This is a genomic window from Pedobacter zeae (assembly GCF_014196715.1).
GTDB lineage: Bacteria > Bacteroidota > Bacteroidia > Sphingobacteriales > Sphingobacteriaceae > Pedobacter > Pedobacter zeae.
Genome location: NZ_JACIEF010000002.1, coordinates 821,739 through 839,781, shown reverse-complemented (window position 1 = coordinate 839,781; position 18,043 = coordinate 821,739). Strand labels below are relative to the sequence as shown.

The 18,043-nt window shown below is 39.7% G+C and carries 18 protein-coding genes and 1 tRNA gene; all 19 read right to left on the bottom strand.

Annotated elements, in window-relative coordinates:
• Positions 1 to 78 precede the first annotated feature (78 nt).
• On the bottom strand, positions 79 to 702 hold the full coding sequence (locus tag GGQ60_RS10275; RefSeq protein WP_183763279.1) for a hypothetical protein: 624 nt from the start codon (positions 700 to 702) through the stop codon (positions 79 to 81).
• A gap of 19 nt (positions 703 to 721) precedes the next feature.
• Complete coding sequence (locus GGQ60_RS10270; RefSeq protein ID WP_183763276.1) at positions 722 to 1,060, bottom strand: hypothetical protein; 339 nt, start codon at positions 1,058 to 1,060, stop codon at positions 722 to 724.
• 377 nt (positions 1,061 to 1,437) lie between these two features.
• A tRNA-Leu gene (locus GGQ60_RS10265) sits at positions 1,438 to 1,517 on the bottom strand.
• A gap of 79 nt (positions 1,518 to 1,596) precedes the next feature.
• A complete protein-coding gene (locus tag GGQ60_RS10260; RefSeq protein ID WP_183763273.1) occupies positions 1,597 to 1,908 on the bottom strand; it encodes a DUF3817 domain-containing protein in 312 nt (103 codons plus the stop codon).
• Positions 1,909 to 2,226: 318 nt separating this feature from the next.
• Positions 2,227 to 2,763 carry an iron-sulfur cluster co-chaperone HscB C-terminal domain-containing protein gene (locus tag GGQ60_RS10255; protein ID WP_183763270.1) on the bottom strand — a complete coding sequence of 179 codons (537 nt, stop codon included), beginning with the start codon at positions 2,761 to 2,763 and terminating at the stop codon, positions 2,227 to 2,229.
• A gap of 79 nt (positions 2,764 to 2,842) precedes the next feature.
• Positions 2,843 to 4,231: an RIP metalloprotease RseP gene (gene rseP, locus GGQ60_RS10250; RefSeq protein WP_183763268.1), complete on the bottom strand. Its 1,389-nt coding sequence runs from the start codon at positions 4,229 to 4,231 to the stop codon at positions 2,843 to 2,845.
• A gap of 28 nt (positions 4,232 to 4,259) precedes the next feature.
• On the bottom strand, positions 4,260 to 5,420 hold the full coding sequence (locus GGQ60_RS10245; protein ID WP_183763265.1) for a 1-deoxy-D-xylulose-5-phosphate reductoisomerase: 1,161 nt from the start codon (positions 5,418 to 5,420) through the stop codon (positions 4,260 to 4,262).
• A 212-nt stretch (positions 5,421 to 5,632) separates the two neighbouring features.
• The gene (locus GGQ60_RS10240) at positions 5,633 to 7,180 is read right to left on the bottom strand and encodes a GH3 auxin-responsive promoter family protein (protein ID WP_183763263.1); all 1,548 of its coding nucleotides are present in this window, start codon (positions 7,178 to 7,180) and stop codon (positions 5,633 to 5,635) included.
• Positions 7,181 to 7,220: 40 nt separating this feature from the next.
• Positions 7,221 to 8,009 (bottom strand): hypothetical protein, encoded by a 789-nt coding sequence (locus tag GGQ60_RS10235; RefSeq protein ID WP_183763260.1) that lies wholly within the window; start codon positions 8,007 to 8,009, stop codon positions 7,221 to 7,223.
• Positions 8,006 to 8,974: a glycosyltransferase family 2 protein gene (locus GGQ60_RS10230; protein WP_183763257.1), complete on the bottom strand. Its 969-nt coding sequence runs from the start codon at positions 8,972 to 8,974 to the stop codon at positions 8,006 to 8,008. Before GGQ60_RS10230 ends, GGQ60_RS10235 begins: the two co-directional genes overlap by 4 nt.
• Positions 8,975 to 9,130: 156 nt before the next feature.
• A complete protein-coding gene (locus GGQ60_RS10225) occupies positions 9,131 to 10,078 on the bottom strand; it encodes a glycosyltransferase family 2 protein (protein ID WP_183763253.1) in 948 nt (315 codons plus the stop codon).
• Between the two features lie 129 nt (positions 10,079 to 10,207).
• Positions 10,208 to 10,375, bottom strand: coding sequence for a DUF8506 family protein (locus GGQ60_RS10220; protein ID WP_183763250.1), 168 nt, complete (start codon positions 10,373 to 10,375; stop codon positions 10,208 to 10,210).
• A gap of 4 nt (positions 10,376 to 10,379) precedes the next feature.
• Positions 10,380 to 10,934, bottom strand: coding sequence for an ATPase (locus GGQ60_RS10215; protein WP_183763248.1), 555 nt, complete (start codon positions 10,932 to 10,934; stop codon positions 10,380 to 10,382).
• 81 nt (positions 10,935 to 11,015) lie between these two features.
• Positions 11,016 to 11,585, bottom strand: coding sequence for a DUF4199 domain-containing protein (locus tag GGQ60_RS10210; RefSeq protein WP_183763245.1), 570 nt, complete (start codon positions 11,583 to 11,585; stop codon positions 11,016 to 11,018).
• A gap of 15 nt (positions 11,586 to 11,600) precedes the next feature.
• Entirely contained in the window at positions 11,601 to 12,269 is a 669-nt protein-coding gene (locus GGQ60_RS10205; RefSeq protein WP_183763242.1) for a hypothetical protein, read from the bottom strand.
• A gap of 95 nt (positions 12,270 to 12,364) precedes the next feature.
• Positions 12,365 to 13,621 carry a dihydroorotase gene (locus tag GGQ60_RS10200; protein WP_183763239.1) on the bottom strand — a complete coding sequence of 419 codons (1,257 nt, stop codon included), beginning with the start codon at positions 13,619 to 13,621 and terminating at the stop codon, positions 12,365 to 12,367.
• On the bottom strand, positions 13,618 to 15,657 hold the full coding sequence (locus GGQ60_RS10195) for a BatA domain-containing protein (protein ID WP_183763236.1): 2,040 nt from the start codon (positions 15,655 to 15,657) through the stop codon (positions 13,618 to 13,620). Before GGQ60_RS10195 ends, GGQ60_RS10200 begins: the two co-directional genes overlap by 4 nt.
• A 288-nt stretch (positions 15,658 to 15,945) precedes the next feature.
• Positions 15,946 to 16,350, bottom strand: a complete 405-nt coding sequence (locus GGQ60_RS10190; protein ID WP_183763234.1) for a hypothetical protein — start codon at positions 16,348 to 16,350, stop codon at positions 15,946 to 15,948.
• Positions 16,351 to 16,369: 19 nt separating this feature from the next.
• Positions 16,370 to 17,818, bottom strand: a complete 1,449-nt coding sequence (locus GGQ60_RS10185) for a L,D-transpeptidase family protein (protein ID WP_229685029.1) — start codon at positions 17,816 to 17,818, stop codon at positions 16,370 to 16,372.
• Positions 17,819 to 18,043 lie beyond the last annotated feature (225 nt).

Sequence of the window (18,043 nt, the reverse complement as noted above, 5' to 3'; positions counted from 1 at the left end):
CTAATCGCTGCATACCTTAGCTACTCCTGCGAAGAGGCGCCAACAGGTAAAAAAGACTTTGGAAAAGGAGTATACCACTTATTGTTTACAGCTGCATCGCCCATTCTGAATTGCCTTTCTGCATTTAGGTGAGCAACTGCTTCTTCGGAAATCGTTCCGATCCACACACCCACATGTGGTTATAAGATTTACCTTTTTGCAATTGATACTATCCACGGCTACAGTTACCTTTTTCTGAGGCATACCTGCCGAATCCTGCTGATCAACATGTTGATAGGTTTTGATTACATTCTTAACCTTTTCAGTTTTATCCTGTTTGCCACAAATAAAAGGGCTGGCAATAAACAAACTGGCTGATATAGCCAATAATGCTATAGCCGTCCAGTAAAATCCCTTATCGTATTTATCAATTTGCGCGTTTGCATTCTTGTAAGCTGCCAATAATAAGGGAGCGTCACTTTTGCTATCTATTTCGAGTTCAATATGGTCCGCTGCCCTGGCATAGCCCATAAGCGCCGCACCCGATAAAACTATCCCGACAGCAGCCAAAATCCCTTCTGCAAGCTTGAGGCCATCACAGTCTATTTTGTCATAGCTAAAAAACAGGATAGCAGAAAAGCCAGCTAACAGTAGCTTGCTAAATTCGCTAAATCTCTTGTACCCCTTTAAAGCTTTAATATTGCTAATATTACTACTGGCCATAAGCGATCAGAAAACGAAATTAAAATCCGGTAAAGCGCTCCCACAACTTACGAAGGATATCTCCAAAGGAATTTTGTAGTTGGTTATATGAGAATCTATCCTGGCCTTCATAAAACCGCGTTAGTAAGATTAATCCTATCATCTCAATCATATCCTGCTCTAAAAGCTCAGATTGCCTACCGGAAACGGTCGGAAATTCTGACCATAACCGTCTGATATCATATTCAATATCGTTCTCGTTATAATTCAGGTGAGTGTAACGCGAAATCCTGTTATCGTAGTCCGGATAGATCGAACGTACACGTTTCTTTGCTTTATCAAAGCCATCGTCTAGCGATGGGGAGAGCGATGTTGCCATAGTGTTTGGTTTGGGACGTTAATTTAGTCATTTTAACAATAACTGCAAATATGGTTCAACAAGTTTAAATAAGAAAAGGCCAAACTGGAATTCACCCAGCGGCAAACTGAAGTGGGTATCGATAGAGAGAAAATAGACACAATGGAAAAAATCCTTCCATTTATGACAAATTTATTCGCAGTCTATGAAAAATGTAACGTAACACAGAAACACGCTATCATTAAGGGGGTGCTCAAAGATAATCTGATATATGCTAATGGTAGTTTTAGAACCGCTTTTATTGACCCAACGTTCAATGATAACATACTGAAAGTAAAACAAAAAGGGTTACTTTTTAACGAGCAACCCTTTAAGGTTTTGGGCTTGAGCCCGGTTAGTACCCGGAGCCGGAGTCGAACCGGCACGGTTTCCCACAGGTGTTTGAGACCAGCGCGTCTACCAATTCCGCCATCCGGGCATTCTTGTTGGACGGGGTTGCAAATGTAGATAATGAAACTCGAAATGCAAAAAATATTTTAAAATAACCCGCAACTAACTTATAGTATGCGGCTTGCGTTTTCAGGCCGTTCATCCTTCAGCTTCCTATCTACAATAAAAGGGGCAAACGGCAGTAAAGAAGCTACAAAAATAAGGGCAACTTTCCCAAATTTCCATTTTTGTTCCTGCCAGGCCATCACTAAAGTAGCGGCATAGAGTACAAATAACAAACCATGCGCCCAGCCGGTATACTTTACATACAGCGGCATGTTAGCAAAATACTTTAAAGGCATTGCTACAAATAATAAAAGCAGGTAAGAAATCCCTTCGGCAACGGCTACCTTACGAAAAATAGAAAGTGAACTGTTCATGTATCTGATTGTTTGCACCGAAAGTAAAACAAAGTATCTGACCTTCAAAAACTAAGAAATGATTTTACAATCGGGTGTCTTACAAGGTAGAAGGTTTAGGGTTTAGGGCTTAAAGCACAGGCGACCATCACTCTGAACCTGATTCAGAATCTTTCCGGTATTAAAGGACTCGAACGGTTATCACATCCTGACCTACGCAATACACAATTTAACTACAGAGGGCACAGCGTGAAGGCACAGAGCACACAGAGTTGGCCAGCCGGGTATGGCCAAATCACCTTCAGACTTCCGACACCCGACTTCGGACTCGCTCCCCTATTATTGAGCTAATTTTTCCCTGATCCTGTCGATATATTTTTGACGGTAAAAATTATCTTTTATGGAAGCCAATAAAACATCTGATGCGCCAGCCGGACTGTTATCGAACTGGTTTGTTAAATCTATCAATTCCGTTTTTAGCGCTTCTTCAATCGCTCCGATATTATTCCGCACTTCTGCCAGTTTTCCGGCATCGGGTTCAAACTGCAAATCCATCAGTGCCTCGTTAATATCCATCATTTCCATTAAAAATGATTGCGGTAACTGGTAGCCTTCATCGGTTTCTACGATACCTTTGAGCTCCAATACGTATTTTAAGCATTTTTTAGCGTTGCTCAGTGTCTGGTATGCCTTATTGTTCAAAGTCGACAGATCGAGTACCTCCTGCTGCTTCTCTTCACTTTCGTTGGCATAAAAATCGGGATGATATTGTTTGCTGAAAGCATAAAATTTAGCTTTCACTAGCTGCTGATCGGGATTGAACTGTATGGGTAGTCCATAGAACTCAAAATAATTGGGTTGTTTTTGTTCGCTCATGCTGGGTATTTAATTAAAAAAGCCACAGATATGCTTTTTGTAATGAGCAGCACATCTGTGGCCATATGATCAATCAGGTTTACTTACCGAATGATTTTAGAATATCATTACCAAAAGCAAATACCATTAAACAAATCAGGATCACGAAACCTACAATCTGCGCCCGCTCCAGCACTTTTTCGCTTACAGGCTTGCGTTGTACCATTTCGATCAGGAGAAACACTACATGGCCTCCATCCAGGCCAGGGATAGGCAATAGATTCATAAATGCCAATGCCATCGAAATCAGTCCGGTTAGGGTCCAGAATTTAACCCAGTCGAACGTACTGCCATATACTTTTGCAATACCGATTGGACTGCTGATATTACGTGCGCTCAATTTACCGGTAATCATTTTACCGATGCCCTTTGCATTATCAACAAAGGTACTCCAGGCCATATTTGCACCTACCGGCAACGATTCGATAAAGCCAAAATCAACATGTGCCGTTTCAGGGGTGCTCAAATCAGGGATGATACCGATCGTTCCTTCTTTGCTCACTTTAAGGTCGAATGTAATTTCTTTTCCTTTGCGCAATGCCTTGATGGTAATCGGTTTTAATTTATTTTGGGAAACTTCTTCTTTAAATTGATCGAAGAAAGTAATGGGCTTACCGTTAACCGATAAAATGCTATCGCCGGGTTTAATACCTGCAGCATAAGCCGGGTATACCGGTTTTTCGAACTTACGTTTGAACAGTTTATCAAAAAACGATGGCTGATCGGCCTTTTCATCAGGCGCACTCACTTTATCTACCCGTTGCATCCTGTAACGCGGAGCAATAAAGTTTTCTTTATCATTTTTCGAAATCTTGTTCAAAATGGTATCAGGCACAGCAATATAGAGGGTTTTATTACCTCTTAAAACAGTTAGCTGCGCCCCATCAAACAAAACCTTGCTTGAAATGGCATCTTCAAATTTGATGAGCTTATTACCGTTAATGGCCAAAATCTTATCGCCGTTCTGTAAACCGATTTCCTTACCGATTTTACCAACAGAAATCCCATCGTTCAGTTTGCCATTTATAGTGTAATTCTGGCCAATATTGAAAGTCAGCATCCAAAAAATAAAAATACCGACAATTACATTTACGATAATACCACCCAACATTACGATTAAACGCTGCCAGGCGGGTTTCGAGCGAAATTCCCAGGGTTGTGCCGGCAATGCCATTTGCTCGGTATCCATACTCTCGTCGATCATTCCGGCAATTTTAACGTAACCGCCCAATGGCAACCACCCAATCCCATATTCAACATCACCTTTTTTGAAACTGAAGAGTTTAAAACCCCAGGCATCAAAAAACAGATAAAATTTCTCTACCTTAATACCAAATGCCCTGGCTGCCAGGAAATGTCCCAATTCGTGTAAAATTACCAATATAGACAATCCGAGCAACAGCTGCCCCGCCATAATCAATCCATTCATATTCTCTTATAAAATTTTATGTTAGATGTTAAACTATACTTTTTGTTACTAATTCGCCGGCTAAGATACGGCTATGTTTGTCAGTTTCTAAATAATCGTTCAATTGCGGCTTTTCAATAAAAGCTACTTCTTCCATACACTGCTCAATTACCTCGCTCATTTGCAGGAAGCCTATTTTATCATTCAAAAATGCCTCTACAACCACCTCGTTCGCAGCATTTAAAATGCAGGGCATATTGCCTCCTTTTCTTAACGATACAAAAGCAAGGTTAAGGTTCCTGAACGTTTCCATATCCGCTTTCAAAAAACTGAAATTCGGATATTCCAGGAAATTAAAACGTTTAAAATTGTTTTTTAGCCTGTCGGGATAATTTAAAGCGTACTGAATGGGCAATTTCATATCGGGCAGGCCCATTTGTGCCTTCATTGATCCATCGGTAAATTGTACCAGTGAATGAATAATGGATTGCGGATGCACAATCACATCCACCTGGTCGGCCTCAAGGTTAAACAGCCATTTGGCTTCGATCACTTCCAGGCCTTTATTCATCAACGAAGCCGAATCGATGGTGATTTTGGCGCCCATAACCCAGTTAGGGTGTTTTAATGCCTGTTCTTTTTTTACGGTAGCAAGAAAATCCTTCGTTTTGCCTAAAAATGGCCCGCCCGAAGCTGTGAGGTAAATTTTTTCGATCTCATTTTGCTCTTCACCTACCAGACACTGGAATATGGCCGAATGCTCCGAATCTACCGGTAAAATCTTAACCTGGTACTCAGCTGCCAGTTGGGTAATCAGCTCTCCGGCTACCACCAAGGTTTCCTTATTGGCTAAAGCAATGTTTTTACCGGCTTTTATGGCAGCAATAGTGGGTTTTAAGCCCACCGATCCCATTAATGCAGTAAGAACAATGTCACTATCGCCGTAGGCCGCAACTTCGGCTAAAGCCGCTTCGCCTGCCAAAACTTTAATATCGGTAGCAGATAAGGCATTTTTAACTTCGTGGTACTTACCTTCATCGCCAATAACTACTACAGCAGGTTTAAATTTAAGCGCTTGCTGAATGAGTAATGTAGCGTTCTTCAGCGCAGATAATACTGCAACTTTAAAAACTGTAGGATGATCACTAACCACTTCGAGTGCCTGTGTACCTATGCTCCCTGTAGAACCTAATATGGTTATTCTTTTCAAATCTTTTAATATCGTGATGCCTAAATTTAATCAAGCATTTTATTTAATCATTTTCTATTATTCACGCATTTTTGTCATTCTGAATGCAGTGAAGAATCTTTTAATAAACAAACACACTGCGCTCGCCACGGTTCGGGTCTCCACAAACTCAGAAATCTATCTAAACAGATTTCTCGACTGCGTTGCACCCCCCTCGAAATGACGACTCGTGGTTAAACAATATACCTCTCCAACCCTTCAGCCAGTTTCCTATCATTGCTCAACCTCGGCACCTTATTCTGTCCGCCTAATTTCCCCTCGCTTTTCATGTAGTTTACAAATGCATCTTTTTGCAAAGTACGTATGATCAATGGTTGGAGGATGTTCCCCTCAATCAGGTCAAAGTAATAAATATTTTTCTTTTGCAGCGCTTTATCCACTTTTTTACTAAAAGCAGCCAGGTCTTTTGGGGCTGATGAAAACTCCACAAACCACTCATGATAAGGCAACTGTCCTGCTTCCGGGTTAACCTGTGGCGCTACGGTAAATTCGGTAATCCCTACCTGTTCTTCATTGGCTACGCTCAAAATGGCCTGCTCTACTTCTTCTCCTATCACATGTTCGCCAAAGGCAGAAATAAAATGTTTAATGCGGCCCGTAACCACAATTTTATACGGGTTTTTCGATACAAATTTAACAGTATCGCCAATGCTGTACCCCCACAACCCCGCGTTGGTATTCAAAATCAGGGCATAATTGGTATTGAGTGCTACTTCTCCGAGCGATAAACGTGTTGGATTGTCGTTATAATATTCGTCTGCCGGGATAAATTCATAAAAAATCCCTGCATCGGCCAATAACAAAAGGCCCTTGTCTTTTTGCGAATCCTGGTAAGCAATAAACCCTTCAGAAGCCGGGTAAGTTTCAATGGCATCTATTTTTTTGCCTATGCTTTGTTCTATTCTTGCCCGGTAAGGTTCGAAATTAACACCACCATAAATAAAGAGGCTAAAATTCCTGAATATTTCGCTGATTTTCTTTCCTCCTGATTTTTCGGAAAGTTTATCGAAATACATTTGTACCCAGGGTGGGATGCCTGAAATCAAAGTCATGTTTTCGTTGATCGTCTCCTCCACAATGGCATCCACTTTCTGCTCCCAATCTTCTATGATATTGGTTTGGTAAGATGGCAGCCGATTTTTTTGAAGATAGGCCGGTACATGATGCGCAACAATACCGGATAAACGCCCTACATTTATACCATGCTTTACGCTCAACACCGGACTCCCTTGTAAAAAGATCATTTTACCGTTAACAAAACCGGCCTTTCCTGTTTCGTGAATGTAGGTTAAAATGGCATTCCGGGCAGCTTTGATGTGTTCCGGCATCGACTCCTTAGATAGCGGAATATATTTTACGCCCGAAGTAGTACCCGATGTTTTGGCAAAATAAAGCGGTTTTCCTTTCCAAAGTACATCAGCCTCACCTGCCACCACACGATCTACATAAGGTTTTAAACCCTCATAATCCCGTACCGGAACGTTTTTCTTAAAATCACTGTAATTTTTGATCTCCGCAAAATGATGGTCTTTTCCAAAAACAGTGTTCCTGGCCTCCTCAACAAGTTTTTTCAGGATATTATTTTGAGCATTTACGGCATTATGCTTCCATTTACCGATCTGCCAAACCGTAAATGCGGCGAAGGGTTTACTTAGTGCTGCTTTTAGCCCCCAACCCCCTGAATAGGATTTTTGCTTTCTACCGTTCTTTTCTTTTTCCATAAATTTAAGCTGATTTTAACTCCCCGTTAGGGGCCGGGGTTTAAACGATATTATGTAAAATATCCGGATGTTCGTCGCCCTTGTATTCGCTAGAAATTTTGCGGTAAGCCACTGTTAGCGCTACGCTGGATAGCGGAACAATGATAAATGAACTTAACATATTTACAATAAAGGCAATTAGAGGCCATTGCAGGTAGTTTAACAGCAGATAAATCAAATATCCACCACCTAAAACAACCAAAAGCAATAGAATTTTGGTAAAATTACCTTTTGTGGTAGCCAAACTCAGTTTTATGGAGTCGAAAGGAGTTGCACCTTTATCGATAATAAAAAAAGGAAAAAATGAAATCCTTAACCAGGTGATAAAAATGGCAATAATACCTACCGAAATGGCAACATTTTTAACAATCGCCACGTTGATACCCGTATAAATAAAAGGAAAGGCAATCAAAATGACCACCAGGTAAACACCGAGGATACAACCCACAAAATAAAGGGTAGCCACCAAAAACCTGATGATCTGTAACCTGGTAGGAAGCGTATCTACAATTTTAACATCACTTTCTTCATCATCCATTAAATGGAAAATATATTTAAAAAGTGAAAGGTTAATTGTAAAGTACAACAACACAAAAATAATGACCATTACCACACTTAATGCCTTGCTTACATCTTTAATAAAAAAAGCCATTAAGCTCGATGCACTTGCAGTGATAAACATCAAAAAGCATAGCGTGGCAATCGAAAAATAGTGCTTCTTGGTGATGCCCCATGCCTTTTGTATTACATCGTTAACGGCGAACGTACTTTCTTTTAGATAATTGATCATTGTTGTTTGAATACCACGCGTTTAAATAAATCCTGTATAAATCCCAAACCATAAGCGGTTAATTGGATAAATGAAGATATAATGCTCAAAAATGCAACTTTTAACGATTTATTTACAGACCATGAATGAAAAAATATCAACATAAAGTAAATCAGTAAGAAGAAGTTACAAACATAGGCCAGCGGCGGGTAAATAAAATTACATAAAATGGTGAAACCAAAGCCCAATGTAAACAAAGCCGGAAAAAAGTGTACAGGCTTTAATTCTTTAGGAAAGTGTTTATAAATATTGATCCTGGCCCTTCCAAAAAAGTGCAGTTGTTTATAAAACTGGCTAAAACTCGTCCGGCGCTTATGGTAAACCTTTGCCTCCGGGATTAAACCGATTTTGAAACCATTTTCATGGATACGGATGCTGTATTCGATATCCTCGCCCAAACGCGTTAAAATAAAGCCGCCAACTTTTTCCCAGGCCTGACGCGAAACGCCCATGTTAAAACTGCGCGGATGGAATTGCCCAACATGCTTTTTGTTACCGCGAATACCTCCCGTGGTAAAAGGCGAGGTCATGGCATAACTAATGGCTTTCTGCACAGGTGTAAAGCTGTCATGAGCCGCATCCGGACCTCCATAAGCATCCAAATGATGTTCGTAAAGGTAATTTTTAACAATTTCCAGGTAATCGGCCGGAACCAGGATATCTGAATCAAAAATGATAAAATAATCTCCTTTGGCCCGCTCAAAACCAAAATTACGGGCAAAGCCCTGCCCTGCATTTTCCTTGAAATAATATTTTACATCAAGTTTGTCTGCATAACGGTCTACTATAGCTTTTGCATCGTTTTTAGAACCGTCTTCGATTACCAGCACCTCAAACTGTAAATAGGTTTGTTTGGTTAAGGTGTATAAAAGTTCGTCTATTTCCTGTGGACGGTTGTAAAGGGGGATTATAATGGAGAAAAACATTTTTTTTAAAGGTTAAAGGTAGAAGGTGTAAGGTTTAGGGCTTTGGCGTACAATTACATTACGCCTTAACTTTTGTCTTATACATTCAAATGTTAATACTTGTCTGCTAGGGCACAAGGTTTAGGCGTATAAACCTTCGGCCTTAAACCTTTTGCCTTATACCCTTTTTTCTATCAAATATTGATTTCTTTCTGGTGCATTACGCGATAAAAGCTCGGCAATAAAGCCCGCTAAAAACAGCTGCGAACCAACAATAATGGCTACTAATGATAAATAAAACAAAGGCTGATCGGTGACATCACGGTAAGCCAGGCCTTTCCAAATCAGGATCTGTTTTTCTATCAGTACATAGAGCGACATAACCATCCCCAAAAAGAAACTTAATACGCCCAGTGAACCAAAAAAGTGCATGGGGCGTTTGCCAAATTTACCGACAAAAAATATCGACAGTAAATCTAAAAAGCCATTGATGAACCTGCTGAAACCAAATTTTGTGGTTCCGTATTTGCGTGCGCGGTGTTCTACCACCTGCTCTGCTATTTTACCAAAGCCCGCCCACTTAGCAATTACCGGGATATAACGGTGCATTTCGCCATATACTTCGATTGTTTTGATCACATCGCTCCGGTAGGCTTTTAAACCACAGTTAAAATCGTTCAGTTCGATACCGCTCATTTTACGGGTAGCCGCATTGAAAAGTTTGGTTGGGATGGTTTTGGTTAAGGGATCATAGCGTTTCTTTTTCCAGCCCGAAATCAGATCGAGTTTTTCTTCTTTAATGCGGCGATACAATTCCGGAATCTCGTCCGGACTGTCCTGCAGGTCGGCATCCATGGTAATCACCACATTGCCCTGTGCTGATTCGAAACCTACGTTTAAAGCGGCAGATTTACCGTAATTACGTCTAAATTTAATCCCTTTTATGGCCGTATTCTGAAGCCTTAATTCTTCAATTACTTCCCAGGACCTGTCGGTACTACCATCATCAACCAGAATAATTTCATAGCTGAAATTATTTTCTACCATCACTTTATCAATCCATGCCGTTAATTCGGGCAGCGATTCGTCTTCATTAAATAAGGGTACTACTACTGATATATCCATTTTTTAATCATAAACCCCGCAGGTTTTCGGCTACGCCGCTAGAAACCTGCGAGGTTTGCTTAAAGTAAAACGTGCAAATTTCATCAAATTAAATGATAAAACCTGCACGTTAAAAATTTTTGATCTGAATTATAATTTTATGTCTTTAGCTTTTACTTTGATAATTTTTCCCTGGTCGGAAAAAACCAAAACACCATCATTTTTCGCCTTATAAGCAACCAGTTTTTTGAAAGTTAATTTCATCCCTTCACTTATTTTTTCATGTAATAACTGAAGAGCAGTCTGTTTATCGTCCATACGGTTAACTTAATTTTTTCCAATTTTCTTTTTCAAATATAGTGATTTCAGTTTTATTACCCTCAGCTATGAAATAAAGTGACTCCTTTGAGTTATTTAATACAAACCAAAAATCGACATTTTTAATAAACTGCTGTAAATTTCGCATTCCCTTTATATATCTTCTTCTGATTACCTCTTCGGGAATATCGTGCCCACCTTCTAATACCCTTGTTTTGACCCTTTCGATAGCAAGCTCTACATCGTTTAGCCAAAAGAATAAAAGTGTAACCCGGTAGCCCAATAACTTGGCTTTTTCTATTGTATTTAAATAAGATTTTGTAGTTAATGTAGTTTCGATCGCAAAATCGACCTTTTGATGAAGCAGTTCATCAATTCTGCTCAACATGATTTTTCCTGCCTGGATGGCTACACTTTCAGGCTTAAATGGCGAAATGCCGCGCGCAATCTCATCAGCGTTTACAAATTCCCTACAGTTTAACATTTCCGGCAGAACAGTAAAAGATGCTGTTGTTTTACCAGCACCATTACACCCCGAAATAATGTATAGATTTTGCATTCGGTTTTAATTTAAACAAAAACGTGCAACTTTACCAAAATAAATGATAAAACCTGCACGTTCAAAATTTTATAAAAGGAATTAACCTTCTTTAGGAAACGAGTCTAATCTTACTGGCTCCTTTTTCTTTAAAATAGCGGAAAGAATTAAAGAAAGAACACCGTACAAGGCCAATGAAACACCAAAACTTGTAAAAATATTTTTAAAGGTTGGCTCTAATTTTTCTTGCATATTACCTGATTTAGCTATTGCTTCATCGATCTGTTCTTTGGCCATACCGAATTTTTCCATCATGGCACGCTGTGCATCTTCGATTGCCGCAGCAGCTTTTGCCGGAAGATCCGGATCAATAATTTTCATCAGCAATACATTATAAAGTGTTGCAGTAAAGGCCAGAATAAGCGAAATAATCAAAAAAGCTTTAAAAGCTTCGCCAAATGTCCAGAACCCACCAATTTCTTTACGGATGTTAATCCCTACCACTACCAATAGCACGATAAACAAAATAAATATCCCTATCTGTGCAACAAAGCTGGTATAAATTAATACGGGATCAATAAAATGCAGGGTTAATGATAAAACGACTGAAACCGCAGCCAGCATTAATCCATTTTTTAAAGCTAGTTTGGAAATAAGAGCACTCTTGTCCATTTTTTTAAATTTTAGTTAGTTATTGATTGTTGTAATCAATGTATAAGATGCAGCATCGAAGGCTTTGTTACGGCTAAACTGAATTAATTCTTTTGTGGTTTCATTACTGCCCTCCACATCCAGGAAGAAAACCATAAACGGCACAAACAGTTCCTGCATTTCTTCACTGATGTTTAATTTAACAGCTGTTTTGCAAATTTCCTCTACACTGCTTTCGGCCAGTTGCTGGTTGCTGATCAGCTCTTCATAAATCTCAAATTCATCCTGAAATTCATCATCCTCTACCAATAAAAATTCTTTCAGAAAATCGCCCAATTCTGGTTCGATATCCTCATCCTTACATTCTTTAATGTAAAGCAGAAGATTTAAAAGCTCCGTTCCCCGGTCGATGGTTTCTTCTTCGATGTTTGCCCATTCGTCGCTTTCCAGATAATCGTCTTCCAATTTCTGTACGTCGCTGCTAAAGAAATTTACCATCAGTAAATCAAAAAAGATTTCACGCAATTCTTCAAATGTCGGGTGGCTATCGAAAACAGCATCGAAGGCTTCGGCCTTATCTAAAAAATTAACATCCAGCTCAAAAGCAGCCAATAATTCTGTTTCGAAATCTCCAACATTAATGGCCGAAACTTCAGCATATTTATTAATTGAAGCGCTTAACGCCTGTTTTACTCTATTATCCATGATTAAAATTTTTAGGATTTAAGGATTATAAAATCATCAAACCGATCGTCATGCTGAATTTATTTCAGCATCTGTAGTATTCACACAACCTTTAACTAATGATACCAGTATTGGTTATTGTTGCAAACCAGTTTTACCTTACCCGTAAGCTCGGTACCCAGTAAAGGACTGTTTGCCGATTTAGAATAATTGCCCGCTGCATTGTACAGCCACTTTTCGGTAGCACTAAATACCGTAAAGTTGGCTTTGGCACCTTCTTCTATTACCGGAACTGTTAAATTTAACAATTTACGTGGATTAATGGCTAATTTCTCGGCAATTAAAGCAATATCTAATCCTGCCTTCAGCAATAATGGCAATACGGTTTGCAAGGCAACGATGCCATAATGGGCAATTTCGAACTCTACATTTTTAAATTCGATTTCTTCCGGACGGTGCTGCGAGGTAATGGCATCAATGGTTCCATCTTTTAAACCAGCGATTAAAGCTTTCACATCCGCTTTACCGCGCAAGGGTGGTTTAACTTTATAATTGCTGTCAAAATCGCTTAAAAGTTCTTCTGTAAATACGAGGTGATGGGCAGTTACGTCGCATGAGATCTGCACGCCATCTTTCTTGGCTTTACGGATCAGGGCCACTGCACCAGCAGTTGAAATATTGCTGATGTGGATTTTGGTTTCGTTGTAAGCTGCCAGGAAAATATCGCGCGAAATATGCAGCTCTTCTGCCAAAGCGGGTAAACCTTTCATCCCCAAAAGCACAGAATTTTTGCTCTCATTGATCTGCGATTTGCCTGCAATCGATTTATTTTCCGGGTAAACCATCAATAAGGCATCAAAACCTTTAGCGTATTGTAAGGCGCGGCTCATAAAACCATCATCCTGCAACGCTTTATCGCCGTCAGAAAAGGCAACTGCTCCCGCCTGTTGCATATCAAATAGCTCAGCAAGTTCTTTAGCTTCGCGGTTTTGGCTAATGGCACCCACAGGCAAAACATCAACCAGGTTATTTTTGGCCCTATTGATAATGTATTCTACCTGGGATTTTGACTGCACCACCGGACTGGTATGCGGCAACAAAGCCAATCCTGTAAAACCACCTGCCTGGGCAGTAGCTGTCAGGGTTTGTATATCTTCTCTGGTTTCAAAGCCCGGATCGCCTGCCGCACAGTTCAGATCGAAAAAACCAGGCGTTAAAAAAGCGCCCTGGGCATCAAAAATGGTTTCGTTTTTATCGGCTGTTAATTTACCTATGTTTTTAATCGTACCATTTTCAACCCGGACATCGCATTGCTGGTGATTAAATTGACTCTGCGGATCGGCAATGGTTACATTTTTAACCAGGAGATTCATATTGTTCTTTTTGTGTTGTTAAAAAATCGGATGAGCAAAATTTCTGCTGCAATAAAAATCAGCGACAAAATTAGACAAAGTTTCCATAATGTTTGCCCGATTTTATTACCGCCGGCAATTAATTTAACGGCATCCTTATCAGTATCGAATATTTTCAGGTTACTTTTACCTGCTAACTGCTCAAGTGCTGCTTTACTTAAATAATGCAGATCAGATTCGGTCCGGTCATTGTTAAAACCATAAACGGCAAGCAACGAATCGGCAAGCTTTAGGTTATAAAACCCCGCATTTTTAATCTGATCGGCAATATAAATCAGCGTTTTACCATCGGTCTGTCTCATTTCCGGGATGGCTTCAAAATGATCGGCTATAATTTTTAAGGTCTGGTTTTTACCCAAGCTAATCTTTTTACTAACTAATGCGTTATCCTTGCCAAGATTATAATATAACGGCATTTCATTCCCGCCACTTAATGCCAGGCGGTAAATTAAGGGTACAAAAACCGGGTGACGGGCCAGGTTACCATCATTTGCATTTAAGCCGGACGCAGCCAAATAGAACTGACCATTGCCGATGCCATATTTGGAGAAAAATGATTTCCTGCCGGGCAACATCATGATATCTTCTTTATTGGAAGTATTTGTTTCACTGAAAGAATAGTAACGCGTAACTGCCGGCAGATCGAGATTTTTCGGAATTTCCTCAAAAACCGTTTTAAAAATCGGGTTTTGAAGGTCAATTTGATCAACTTTTGTAGCGGTGGTAGTAAGTGCCTGGATTGTTGGCAGCGACAATGCACTTAAAAATGAGTTATATACCTTGATATCGGCATCAAGATCAGGAAAGAGGATAACCGTTCCACCTCCATTAAGGTAGGTTTTAAGCTGCTGCGCTAAACCCGTTGAGGGATTTTTCAATCCATTCAGCACAATTAAGCCATAATTGGCAAAATTGCTATAATTTATATTGCTTTCGGCATTTTCAGTAAGCTTATAATAAGCATCGGTTGCAAATAAAGCTTTAATGTAGTTACCGGCATTAGATCCATTAATGCTTAAGACAGGGAAACTTTCATCTACCTTGAAACTGAACGAAAGTGTATCATCAAAAGTTACCGGAAAGTCTTTAATGGTGATCATCCCTTTTTGCCATCCTGCAGCAAGTCCCGAAAAGTTTAAGGTATCTTTCACCGTTTTTCCTGCGGGTATAGTAACAGCGCCCAAACCTTTCTGCTGGTTGTTGATGCTTAATTTTAAAGGAATATTTTTAGCCTCTTCTTCCGAATAATTTTTTAGCTGTACCACCAGGCGCTCATTCGCACCAGGTTGATGATTTGGCGAAAGGATCCAAACGCTATCAACGGCCACATTGGGCAAAATATTCGCATTAAGCTTTAAAAACGAGTATTGAATATCGGGTCTGGTTTCGAGTTTGTTGGCCGCGGAAATATTTTTTTGAAAATCGGAGATTAAAAAGCTGTACTTATTTTCAGCTCCGGTTAAAATATTTCCCTGCCTGTTCAAAAGCTGTTGGAGATTGCGGGTGGCAGCAGATATTTTTACATCATCCAAAGCTTTCAAAAAAGCCTCCTGGTTCAGTAAACGCTGATGTTTCCCTTCAAAATCATTTGTTAAAAGCTGAAAACGGTCGTTGATCCCGAAACCTTTAACGAGTTCTTTAGCCCTGCGTTTGGCTTCATCAAGCAGGCTACCATCTTTATTAATGGCCTCCATGCTGTAAGAGTTATCGATGTAAACGCTGATGATGTTATTTGCCACCGTTGTTTTTTGATGATGGTCCGGAATGTAAGGCTGGGCAAATGCCAGCACCAAAAAGGTGATAGCTAAAATCCGGGATAACAGGATCAACAGGTTTTTAAGTTTTTCCTTTGATGAGTTTTGTTGCTCTACTTCTTTTAAAAGCTGAACATTGGAGAAATAAACCTTTTTAAACTTCCTAAAATTGAATAAATGAATAATAACCGGAACAGCAACCGATATTAGCGCAAAAAGAAAGCCCGGATACAGGAAATTCATTAAAAACCAAAGATAGAAAAAATATGGAACTGTGATGAATTCCTTATTAATTATTATTGATCAGAATAGGTTAGGGTTAAACTTATTTTTCAGTTTCTTTGCCTATACGATCGTCATGCTGAATTTATTTTACAAGTAAAATAGTGTTTCATTGCCTTGTAGCTATTTCGTGGTCAGCATCTTTCTTGCAAAATAGCCCCTGAATGAATTACCTTCTTTGAACCCGCTAAAGTTCGGTTCAGGATGACTATCTTAATGTTAATATTGGCAAAAATAAATGGTACGGGATCAATAACCAAACCCGGGAAATTCGATATTCACAATTTTCCAACTGCCATTTTGAAGGGCAAAATAAAGCTTGAACGGACCACTGATAATTTTTGATTCATTTTTTAACACTGCCCTAAAACCGGCAACCCCCTCTACAAACCCCATTCCTTTTTCTGCACCCATCAGTTCGTAATTTACGTCAATGATATCGTAGCGTCCGCCAACATATTCATCTGATTGACCGAAAATTCCTTTTAACCGGGCAACAATCACCTCTTTACCAATTACTTTACTTCCCGGAAGGATAAAGAAGTCGCTCAGTTCTGCAGTGATGGTTTTAGATTGCTTAAACCACGAGTTGATAAAACGGATTGCGCTGTTTACCAAATCGGCCTGGTGGTTAAAGGTTGGTTTTTCTTGCATGGTGCAAAATAAAGCTTTCTTATCGATACTTCTTCATTGCAGCCCAAAGTTTTTCGTCCATTCCGTAAACATCCGGGCGGTATTCGATCCTATCGTTCTGCGCCCAGGCGGTAATATAGGTAATGATTAAGGGTACCGGGTTTTTAGGTGCGAACCAGGCTGGCTTTAGCTGGAAGGTTTTAAGTGTATCGGCTTTTTGGGCCATCCTTTTTTGGTACCACTTCATATGTGTGCTATCAACAGGAGGTAAATCTACCTCAGCCCTCAGTTTATCGTAAGTATATGTATCTTTCACCAGGAGCCTGGCAAACTCCAGCGGTTTTTCAATCCGCACACAGCCATGACTGATGGCCCGGTTGGTTAAATTAAAGCCATTTTTATTATTGGTATCGTGCAGGTAAATGCTCGAGCTGTTATCGAAAATAAATTTGAACTTACCCAGCGCATTTCCACCTCCTGATCCCTGCTTAAATTTAAAGGGTAATTTATCCCTCGAATAACGATTCCAGTTAATGGTATCAGGCTCCCCAATCAGCTTGTCTTTATAGTAAACTTTAATATTGCTGTTCGACAAATAAAAAGGATCTTTCCTGGCCATCCAATAGATCTCGCTCTGGGCAATACTCACCGGAATATTCCAGATTGGATTGGCCTGAATGGAGTTGATTTTACTGAACAATAAAGGGGTTTCGTGGTTCTTTGGTTTATCGTCTAAATTGCCCGATTTGGCAAAGGCTTTTAGCTTCTCTTCGTAACCATTTTCGCGCTTCCCGCCCACGCAAACTTTCATCGAAATTACGGTATCCAATTGATCTAACCAGGTAAGCCTGAAGTCGGGAATATTTACCTGTACATAGTTATCTCCGGTAGCAGGCATCTGCCACCTGAAGCGCTCCATATTCAGCAATAAAATTCGCTTTTCACTTTCTGAATCTGCGTTCAAATATGCAGACTGCAACGCTTTATATTGCGGCGATTTCGGCTGAGCAGATTTGAGGTTTTCAACCAGGTCGTTTCCTTCTAAAAGTTTCACCATACCCGCACTATCCGGACGCCCCACTTTGATGTAATAACGCGAGAAAATATTACGCGGATTTACCACGCCATACTTTAAATAATTGGTGTAATTTAAATAGGCATTAGCCGATAAAAGTTCAAGTTTAGCAATAACCGGATAACTCTCTTCAACCTTTTTAAATTTATTAGCACTTAATACCTCCAGCAAATCCGAAATCTCATTAGCCTTAAATATTTTGGGGTTAAAGCCATGCACCGCACTTCCATTCAGATAAACTACAAGTGAATCGAGCTCGCCATGGGTATAAAAACGGGTAACCAGTTGAGGTTGGTTATAATTATGCTTATAAAACGCCTTGATTGTTTTCGGATTGATGAATTTGCCTGAAAGACTATCCATTGTTTTAACAAAAATGCTGTCGTAAGCTGCCGTATCGAAATCCTTGTACATTTTGTTATTAAAATGTGCTGACAGCACTTTTCCAACCTCGGGCGGGCTTTTAAACCATCCGCAGGCAGAAATGAATAGTAAAAGGGGCAAAATCAGAAAGCGAAATTTTTTCAATTTGTTAAAAATTTAATACAAAATAAGGGTTGTTAGCAATAAAAACAGCATAATGACAAATTAAGTGCCATTATTTTTTGTTTTACCATTTCAAACACTATATTTGCCATC

Coding starts and splice junctions, on each gene's coding strand:
- rseP (WP_183763268.1), bottom strand. CDS start 4,231: ATGAATGGATTGATTATGGCGGGGCAGCTGTTGCTCGGATTGTCTATA.
- GGQ60_RS10270 (WP_183763276.1), bottom strand. CDS start 1,060: ATGGCAACATCGCTCTCCCCATCGCTAGACGATGGCTTTGATAAAGCA.
- GGQ60_RS10195 (WP_183763236.1), bottom strand. CDS start 15,657: ATGAATTTCCTGTATCCGGGCTTTCTTTTTGCGCTAATATCGGTTGCT.
- GGQ60_RS10210 (WP_183763245.1), bottom strand. CDS start 11,585: ATGGACAAGAGTGCTCTTATTTCCAAACTAGCTTTAAAAAATGGATTA.
- GGQ60_RS10215 (WP_183763248.1), bottom strand. CDS start 10,934: ATGCAAAATCTATACATTATTTCGGGGTGTAATGGTGCTGGTAAAACA.
- GGQ60_RS10190 (WP_183763234.1), bottom strand. CDS start 16,350: ATGCAAGAAAAACCAACCTTTAACCACCAGGCCGATTTGGTAAACAGC.
- GGQ60_RS10240 (WP_183763263.1), bottom strand. CDS start 7,180: ATGGAAAAAGAAAAGAACGGTAGAAAGCAAAAATCCTATTCAGGGGGT.
- GGQ60_RS10255 (WP_183763270.1), bottom strand. CDS start 2,763: ATGAGCGAACAAAAACAACCCAATTATTTTGAGTTCTATGGACTACCC.
- GGQ60_RS10230 (WP_183763257.1), bottom strand. CDS start 8,974: ATGTTTTTCTCCATTATAATCCCCCTTTACAACCGTCCACAGGAAATA.
- GGQ60_RS10235 (WP_183763260.1), bottom strand. CDS start 8,009: ATGATCAATTATCTAAAAGAAAGTACGTTCGCCGTTAACGATGTAATA.
- GGQ60_RS10200 (WP_183763239.1), bottom strand. CDS start 13,621: ATGAATCTCCTGGTTAAAAATGTAACCATTGCCGATCCGCAGAGTCAA.
- GGQ60_RS10260 (WP_183763273.1), bottom strand. CDS start 1,908: ATGAACAGTTCACTTTCTATTTTTCGTAAGGTAGCCGTTGCCGAAGGG.
- GGQ60_RS10225 (WP_183763253.1), bottom strand. CDS start 10,078: ATGGATATATCAGTAGTAGTACCCTTATTTAATGAAGACGAATCGCTG.
- GGQ60_RS10185 (WP_229685029.1), bottom strand. CDS start 17,818: ATGTACAAGGATTTCGATACGGCAGCTTACGACAGCATTTTTGTTAAA.
- GGQ60_RS10275 (WP_183763279.1), bottom strand. CDS start 702: ATGGCCAGTAGTAATATTAGCAATATTAAAGCTTTAAAGGGGTACAAG.
- GGQ60_RS10205 (WP_183763242.1), bottom strand. CDS start 12,269: ATGGATAATAGAGTAAAACAGGCGTTAAGCGCTTCAATTAATAAATAT.
- GGQ60_RS10220 (WP_183763250.1), bottom strand. CDS start 10,375: ATGGACGATAAACAGACTGCTCTTCAGTTATTACATGAAAAAATAAGT.